Origin of the sequence: Falsiroseomonas oryzae, assembly GCF_027856955.1 — a bacterium.
GTDB lineage: Bacteria > Pseudomonadota > Alphaproteobacteria > Acetobacterales > Acetobacteraceae > Falsiroseomonas > Falsiroseomonas oryzae.
This window is the reverse complement of record NZ_JAPSMD010000281.1, coordinates 1-7,223: the sequence shown is the minus strand read 5'-3', so window position 1 is coordinate 7,223 and position 7,223 is coordinate 1. Positions and strand designations below refer to the sequence as shown.

Annotated in this window: 7 protein-coding genes; 2 read left to right on the top strand and 5 right to left on the bottom strand. The window is 72.4% G+C overall.

Annotated features, from left to right (window positions below):
* The 5 genes from OZN99_RS21615 to OZN99_RS21595 all read right to left on the bottom strand — a co-directional run.
* Positions 1–856: glycosyltransferase family 2 protein (locus tag OZN99_RS21615; protein WP_270937323.1), on the bottom strand; the 856-nt coding region annotated here is incomplete at its 3' end.
* Positions 857–866: 10 nt separating this feature from the next.
* Positions 867–1,175 (bottom strand): hypothetical protein, encoded by a 309-nt coding sequence (locus tag OZN99_RS21610; RefSeq protein ID WP_270937322.1) that lies wholly within the window; start codon positions 1,173–1,175, stop codon positions 867–869.
* 111 nt (positions 1,176–1,286) lie between these two features.
* Entirely contained in the window at positions 1,287–2,672 is a 1,386-nt protein-coding gene (locus OZN99_RS21605) for an HlyD family type I secretion periplasmic adaptor subunit (RefSeq protein WP_270937321.1), read from the bottom strand.
* An 11-nt stretch (positions 2,673–2,683) separates the two neighbouring features.
* Positions 2,684–4,426 carry a type I secretion system permease/ATPase gene (locus OZN99_RS21600; RefSeq protein WP_270937320.1) on the bottom strand — a complete coding sequence of 581 codons (1,743 nt, stop codon included), beginning with the start codon at positions 4,424–4,426 and terminating at the stop codon, positions 2,684–2,686.
* Between the two features lie 5 nt (positions 4,427–4,431).
* Positions 4,432–5,061, bottom strand: a complete 630-nt coding sequence (locus OZN99_RS21595) for a hypothetical protein (protein ID WP_270937319.1) — start codon at positions 5,059–5,061, stop codon at positions 4,432–4,434.
* A gap of 8 nt (positions 5,062–5,069) precedes the next feature.
* On the opposite strand from OZN99_RS21595, the gene OZN99_RS21590 reads away from it, so the two are divergent.
* The gene (locus tag OZN99_RS21590) at positions 5,070–6,341 is read left to right on the top strand and encodes an outer membrane beta-barrel protein (RefSeq protein ID WP_270937318.1); all 1,272 of its coding nucleotides are present in this window, start codon (positions 5,070–5,072) and stop codon (positions 6,339–6,341) included.
* Positions 6,342–6,374: 33 nt separating this feature from the next.
* Positions 6,375–7,145, top strand: a complete 771-nt coding sequence (locus OZN99_RS21585) for a WecB/TagA/CpsF family glycosyltransferase (RefSeq protein WP_270937317.1) — start codon at positions 6,375–6,377, stop codon at positions 7,143–7,145.
* Positions 7,146–7,223 lie beyond the last annotated feature (78 nt).

Below are 7,223 nucleotides of genomic sequence, written 5' to 3'. Positions count from 1 at the left end.
CGCAGCGCGCGCGGAGTAAACTGGGCGAGTGCGGCGGCCAGAGCAGCAGCGGCGCCTGCACCAGCAGCTTCGCCGCGGCGCGCGGCGCCCGGTGCGCGGTGCCGCGCCGGCGGTCGCGCAGCGCATCGGTCGCGCCCTGCCAGTGCAGGCGGGAGAGCAGCCAGTCCGGGCGCAGCCGCTCCCGCTGGATGCTGTGCCGCACGGTGACCCGGCCGTCGTAGAACACGCGCAGCCCGCCCGCGCGCAGCCGGTCCAGGACCTCGACCTCCTCGCCCGAGAGCAGACGGTCGCCGATCCGGCCGAGTCCTTCCGGGAAGCCGCCGATGTCGCGCAGCGCGCGGGTGCGGAAGGCCATGTTCGCGCCGTAGACGGCGACGCCCGCCGGCAGGTCGCGGCCTGCCTCGCCGCGGCCTTCCCATTCGACGATGGTCAGCACGCCGCGCAGCGTCTCCGGCCACCAGGGCGGCAGCGGTCCTTCCCAGTGCGGCAGGATGCGGCCGCCAAGGGCTGCGGCAGCGGGTGGCATGCCGGCGATCGCCTCGGCCATGCGGCGGGTCCAGTCCGCGGCCGGGACCGCGTCGTCGTCCAGGAAGGCCGTCCAGGGGGCGCGCGAGGCGGCGAGCCCCAGGTTGCGCGCATGGGACAGGCCGGGCCGGTCGGCGCGGATCAGCGCCGCGCCGGCCGCCTTGGCAAGGCTCGCGATCTCGGCGGCCGCCGGCGGCGGAGAGGCGCTGTCGACGACGAGCAGCGCCGGGGGCGGCCCCTGCTGTGCGACGAGGCCTTCGAGGCAGGCGGCAAGATAGTTCGGCCGCGCATGCGTGCAGATGACGGCGGCGAGACCTGTCGGCGGGCTCACCGCAGCGGACTCATCCGTTGAATCGGAACGCGCCGGTGACCTGGTCGCCCGCCGCCGGCTCGGCCGATCCGCCGGTCCCGGCGGCCTTGGCCTGGGCCTGGGCCAACGCGTCCTTGGCGCGCTGCTCCACCTGGCGCGTCACCTCGCCGAACACGCGGGCGAAGACCGGCAGCTGCATCACGGGAACGACAAGCGTGCCGGTCGGCGAGGGCTTCGCCTCCTGCTGCGTGGTCGCAGCACCGATGGTGATGCGCGCAACTCCGTTGGCGACGTGCACGTCGATGATGCCGTCGCCGAAGAGGATGGGGGTGGCCGTCATGTCCGGGGTTCCTGATCCAAGGGGTTATGGACGCTGGCGCGCAGCGCCGCCAGCCGGGGCACGCCGATGTGTTCCGCAGCCGGGCCGTCGCGCGGGCGGCTGCGGCCGCGACTACTGCTCGCGGAAGGCGCGGTGGAAGCTGTCGAAGACGGGCTGCAGCAGGTAGCGCCCGAAGGACCGGCTGCCGGTCTGGATCTGCGCCTCCACCATCATGCCGGGCCGCAGCGTCACGCCGTCCAGCGCGCGCAGCTGGTCCTCGTCGATCTCGATGTGCACGCGGTAGTAGGCGGTGCCCCGGCGGTCGTCCTGCGTGACATCGGAGGCGACGAAGGTCACGTGACCGTGCAGGTAGGGCACCGTCCGCGACTTGAAGGCCGGCAGCCGCACTTCCGCGACCAGGCCGGGATGCACCGTCTCGATGTCGTTCGGCTGGACATTGACCTCGGCGATGATGCGGTCGCGATGCGGCACGAGGTCCATCACGGGGTCGCCGGCGCGCACGACGGCGCCGACGGTGAAGACGCGGAGGTTCAGCACCGTCCCGGCCTCCGGCGCCGTGATCTCGAGCCGGGTCGAGACGTTCTCCGCGGCCCGCAGACGCTCCTCGGCCTCGGCCAGGCGCACGCGCACCTCGCGAAGCTCGGTCGAGACCTCCTGCATGCGCTGATCGCGCAGACGCCGCATCTCGCGCTCGGCCTCGGCGATCTGCGCGCGCGACCGCTCGATCTGGCTGCCGATGTCGGCCACGTTGCCCTCGGTGGAGGCGACCTGGCGCTGGATGGCCAGCAGCTGGGGCAGGCGTGCCAGGCCCTGGCGCAGCAGGACGGCGGTGTTCTCCTCCTCGGCGCGCAGCAGCACCAGCATGCGCGTCTGCGCCGTGCGCTGCGATTCGGCCGAGCCGATCTGCGCCTGGAACTGCTCGATGCGGGCGCGCAGCACGTTCATCTGGCTGTCGAAGGCGATGCGCCGCGCCTCGAACAGCGCGCGCTGCCCGGCGACCGCGTCCTGCGCGCGCGCCGCCTCGGCCCCCAGCAACTCGCGCGGGAACGCCACGGCGGCCGCCCCCGCCAGCTCCGCCACCAGCCGCGAATCCTGCGCCATCAGCGCCCAGCGCTGGCTGCGCAGCGTCTCGGTCTGCTGCAGCGCCTGCGGCTGCTCCAGCCGGATCAGCGCCTGGCCTTCCTGCACGCTGTCGCCCTCGCGCACCAGGATCTCGCGCACGATGCCGCCTTCGAAGTGCTGGATGGTGCGGCGCGTGCCTTCCACCTTCAGCAGGCCGCCGGCGATCGCGGCCTCGGCCAGTGGCGTCAGCGCGGCCCAGCCGCCCAGTCCGACGACGAAGGCCACCACGACGAACCAGCCGAGCAGCATCGGCGCGCGCGTGCGCGGCCGCGGCGCGTCGAGGATCAGCATCTCCTGCGGCGGCTGCCACAGTGCGGGGGGGCGGCCGGCCGGCTGCGGCACGACCGCGTTGCGGGGCAGGGTGGTCTCACTCATCGCGGGATGCCCTATGCGCGGCCTGCGGTGACTTCGGCGGGCCGGCTCTGCTGCTGCACCAGGCGCTTCAGCACCTCGGCGCGCGGGCCGAAGGCCTCGACCGCGCCGTCACGCATCAGCAGCACCTTGTCCACGCCCTGCACCAGCGTCGGGCGGTGCGAGACCAGGATCACCGTCGTGCCGCGGCGCTTGAGGTCCTCGAGGCCGCGGATCAGCGACTGCTCGGCGTCGCCGTCGAGGTTGGAGTTCGGCTCGTCCAGCACCACCAGCTTCGGGTTGCCGAACATGGCGCGCGCCAGGCCGATGAGCTGGCGCTGCCCGCCCGAGAGGTGCTGGCCGCCATCGCCGATCTCGGTGTCGTAGCCCTGCGGCAGGCGCAGGATCATCTCGTGGCAGCCGGCGATCCGCGCCGCCTCGAAGACCATCTCGGGGTCGGCGTCGCCCATGCGCGCGATGTTGCGCAGCACGGTGCCGTCGAACAGCTCCACGTCCTGCGGCAGGTAGCCGACGTAGCGGCCGAAATCCTCGCGCATCCAGGTGAAGACATCGGCGCCGTCCAGCCGCACCGTGCCGGCGGAAGGCTGCAGCGTGCCGATCAGCAGGCGGATCAGTGTTGTCTTGCCGGCCGCGGAGGGGCCGATGACCGCCAGCGATTCGCCGGCGGCGAGGCTGAACGACACGCCCTTGATGATGGCCACGGGCTGTCCGGGGAAGCCGAAGGTCACGCGCTCCGCCGCCATGCGGCCGGTCGGCTCGGGCAGGGCCATGCCTGGCGGTCGCAGGCGCGGCAGCGCCAGGAAGCCGAGCAGCCGGCGATAGGCGGCGCGCGCCTGCACCAGCTGCTTCCACCCGCCGATCATCTGCTCCACCGGCGCCAGCGCGCGGCCCATGATGATGGAGGCGGCGATGGAGGCGCCGGCCGTCAGCGACTGCTCCAGCACCAGGAGCGCACCCACCCCGAGCACGGCCACCTGCACGGCCAGGCGGAAGAAGCGGGTGATCGAGAGCAGGAAGGCCGCGCGGTCCGCCGCGCGCTCCTGCGGCGGCAGCGACGCCGCGAGCCCTTCGCGCCAACGCTGCATGACCGCAGGGCCCATGCCCATGCTGTCGATCACCTCGGCGTTCCGCACCATGCTCTCTGCGCGGCGCTGGCTGGCCATGGCGCCGGTCGAGGCCTGGCGGACCAGCGCGCCGGTCGCCCATTCATTGGCCAACGTCAGCACGAACAGCGCCAGCGCGCCCAGGAAGGCGATCCAGCCGAGGACGGGATGCAGGATGAAGATCACCGCGAGGTAGATCGGCACCCAGGGCACGTCGAACAGTGTCAGCGAGGCCGGCGAGCCGAGCCAGCCGCGGCAGACCGAGAGGTCGCGCAGCGCCTCCATCCGGTAGGGGCGGTTGCGCAGCTGGCTCTCGATGGCGCGGATGAAGGCCTCGGGCGCGGCCTTGCCCTCGATCCAGCCGGCGACCCGCTGCATCACCTGGCCGCGCAGCCCGTCCAGGATCGCCATCACCAGCAGCGCGAAGAGCGCGATGGCGGTGAGGTAGTAGAGGGTGTCCAGGCTGCGCGTGGAGAGCACGCGGTCGAACACCTGCATCATGTAGAGCGAGACGGTGAGCTGCAGCAGGTTCACCATGCCGCTGAACACGGCCACCGTGCCGAACTGGCGACGGCAGGCGGAGACCGCCTTGGACAGGACGGTCTCGCCGGGCTTCTCGGGATAGCCCAGGTTCAGCGGCATCGGGCGCAGCATGCGGTTCAGGGCCTCGCGGAGAACTGCGCAAGGAACTGCGCAAGGGTGTCGGTCACGTAGCTCGCCAGCCCGGGCTCTGCCGTCCAGGCGACGAAGGCGATCACGCCGGCCAGGATCAGCGCGACGAGGTTCGCGAGGACCAGCCGGACGAAGGACTGGCCGCGCGACATGCGGGCCATCTGCTCTTCCATGGCCTGTCGCCGGATCGCCTCGACCTGGTTGTGCAGGACGCGGAACGCGTGCGCCTGCAGATCGGCCTCGGCCTGCCGACGCATGCCCTCCGCGCCATCCGGCCCGAGGGGCCGGCCAGCTTCGACAGCCATGCCGAAAGCCAGCAGATCCCGCAACCGGTGGTCCGGCGCCGTCACGAAATCCCGCAGCGACGGACCGGCGGTCAGGACCTCGGCCGGACGTGGCCCGGCGGGGCCGGCGGTACGCGGCGCCGCGCCCGGTCCAGCTCCGGACCGGTCGGCAGGCGCCTCCGCACCTGGGGCTTGCGCTGTGGCCGTCATGGCATTTTTCGTTCGTTGGGCGGTGAAATCATCGTGATCGGGGGTTGCCGTTCCGTTGATGAGTCGCGTCCAGGGCGGTGTGGTAGCACGAGCGGACGGGGGCACAAAGAAAAGGAGTTGCACGTTTGCAAATGCACCGCCTCGTTATCGTTGCCGGGATGGGAGTTTTCGTCGTGCCGGACCTGGCGGGGGCGCAGGCCGTGCCCCGGGGCGAGGCGGCGCGGGGCGTGACCGTCCTGGAAAGGCCCCGGGCGGATTTCGACCCCCTCGGCGTCAGGCTCGACGGTTTCCGGGTCAGCGCCGGCGCGGATCTCGGCATCGGCTACGACAGCAACCTCTTCGCGACGAAGAACAACCGGCAGTCGGACGGCTTCACCGACATCGGCGCCGACGCCGCGGTGCAGAGCGACTGGAGCACCCATGCGCTCGGCCTGACCGGCCGGATCCAGCACCGCCGCTACTTCGACAACCGCGATCTGGACTGGACCGACTACGCCGTCGGTGCCTTCGGCCGCTACGACGTGACGCCCGACAGCAACGTCGAGGTGCGGCTCAACCGCGTGCAGGAGCACCTCGACACCTCCAACGTCGACGTGCAGGAGGCCGGGCTGACGCGTCCCGTTCCCTACTACTACAACGAGGCGCAGGTGCAGGCGCAGACGCGCTTCAACCGGGTTGGCCTCGTCGCGCTGGGGAATTACCGCGGCTACAGCTACGAGGACGTCGAATCAGGCCCGCCGACCACGCCCGGGCAGCCGCCGCCCGGCGACGTGGCCCGCTACGACTTCCGCTCCCTCATCGGCGCGCTCGGTGTCAACTACGAGGTCGGCCCGGGGCGCTACGTCAACGTCATCGGGCGGTTCCAGGACATCCGCTACGACGACAGCGCGCAGAGCTTCCGCGACAGCAAGACGTGGGAGGTTCTCGCCGGCGCGACCTACGATTTCGACGGCATCTGGGCGTTCCGGATCGCCGTCGGCTACCGGCAGCGCGATTACGACGGCCCGCAGTTGAAGAACCTCTCGGGGCCGGCCTTCGAGGCCGAGGTCACCTGGCAGCCGACGCTGCTGACGACCGTCACCTTCGGCGCCCGGCGCACGATCGAGGAATCCATCCGGAACAACGCGGTCTCCTACACGCGCACGCAGGGACAGGTGCGGGTGGACCACGAATACCTCCGCAACGTGATCCTCAGCGCGGAACTCGGCGTCGACCGGCGCGAATACGAGCAGCCGAGCCAGGAGGCCACCGACGGCTACGCGATCCTCTCGGCGCGATGGCTGATCAACCGCAACCTGTCCCTGGTGGGCTCCTACCAGCATGTGCGCCGGATCGATGCCTCCACCGGCATCCAGGAATACGACCGCGACCTGCTCGCCCTGCGGCTGCGCATTGCGCTCTGACCGGCCGGCAGCGGTCGCGGCGTCGCAAGCCGCATGACCGCGCTGCTCGGGCTGGAGTTCACCGGGCTCGGCACGGAGGCGATGCTGGCGACGCTGGCGGCGCGTCCGGCCGCTGCGCCGCTGGCCTACCTCGTCACGCCGAACGCCGACCACCTGGTGCGCCTGGCGCGCGAACCCGCGCGCTACGGCCCGCTCTACCGGGAGGCCGCCTGGCGGCTGCTGGACAGTCGCGTCGTCGCGCGGCTTGCGCTGGCCATGGGACTGCCGACGCCCCCGGTGGTACCGGGCAGCGACCTGACCGCGCGGCTGATGTCGGAGGTCGTGACGCCCGCCGACCGCATCGCCGTGGTGGGCGCGACGCCCGTGACGGTCTCGGCCGTCGCTGTGCGCTTCGGGCTGCGCGACGTGCTGCACCACGACCCGCCGATGGGCTTCGACACCGACCCCGCGGCGCTGGCCGAGGCGGTCGCCTTCGTCGAGGCGGCGCGGGCGCGCTTCACCTTCCTCTGCGTCGGATCGCCCCGGCAGGAGATCGTCGCACGCGAGGCCGCGCGGCGCGGCCGGGCGACAGGCACGGCGCTCTGCGTCGGTGCGAGCCTGCGCTTCCTGTCGGGCGAGGAGGTCCGCGCCCCGCGACCGGTGCAGCGTGCCGGGCTGGAATGGGCCTGGCGCCTGGCGCAGGACCCGCGGCGACTGGCGCGGCGCTACCTGGTGGAGGACCCTGCGCTGCTGGCGCTGCTGTGGCGGGAGCGTGCGGCGCTGCGGCGCGGCCGCTCAGCGCTGCGGCGGGCGGATGGCGGGTAGCCCGCCCAGGACCTCGCGGTGCAGGCGGCGCAGCAACCCGCCACGATGCGCAGCGTCGGTGCGCGCCAGGTAGTCCCG

Coding starts and splice junctions, on each gene's coding strand:
- OZN99_RS21610 (WP_270937322.1), bottom strand. CDS start 1,175: ATGACGGCCACCCCCATCCTCTTCGGCGACGGCATCATCGACGTGCAC.
- OZN99_RS21605 (WP_270937321.1), bottom strand. CDS start 2,672: ATGAGTGAGACCACCCTGCCCCGCAACGCGGTCGTGCCGCAGCCGGCC.
- OZN99_RS21600 (WP_270937320.1), bottom strand. CDS start 4,426: ATGCTGCGCCCGATGCCGCTGAACCTGGGCTATCCCGAGAAGCCCGGC.
- OZN99_RS21590 (WP_270937318.1), top strand. CDS start 5,070: ATGCACCGCCTCGTTATCGTTGCCGGGATGGGAGTTTTCGTCGTGCCG.
- OZN99_RS21585 (WP_270937317.1), top strand. CDS start 6,375: ATGACCGCGCTGCTCGGGCTGGAGTTCACCGGGCTCGGCACGGAGGCG.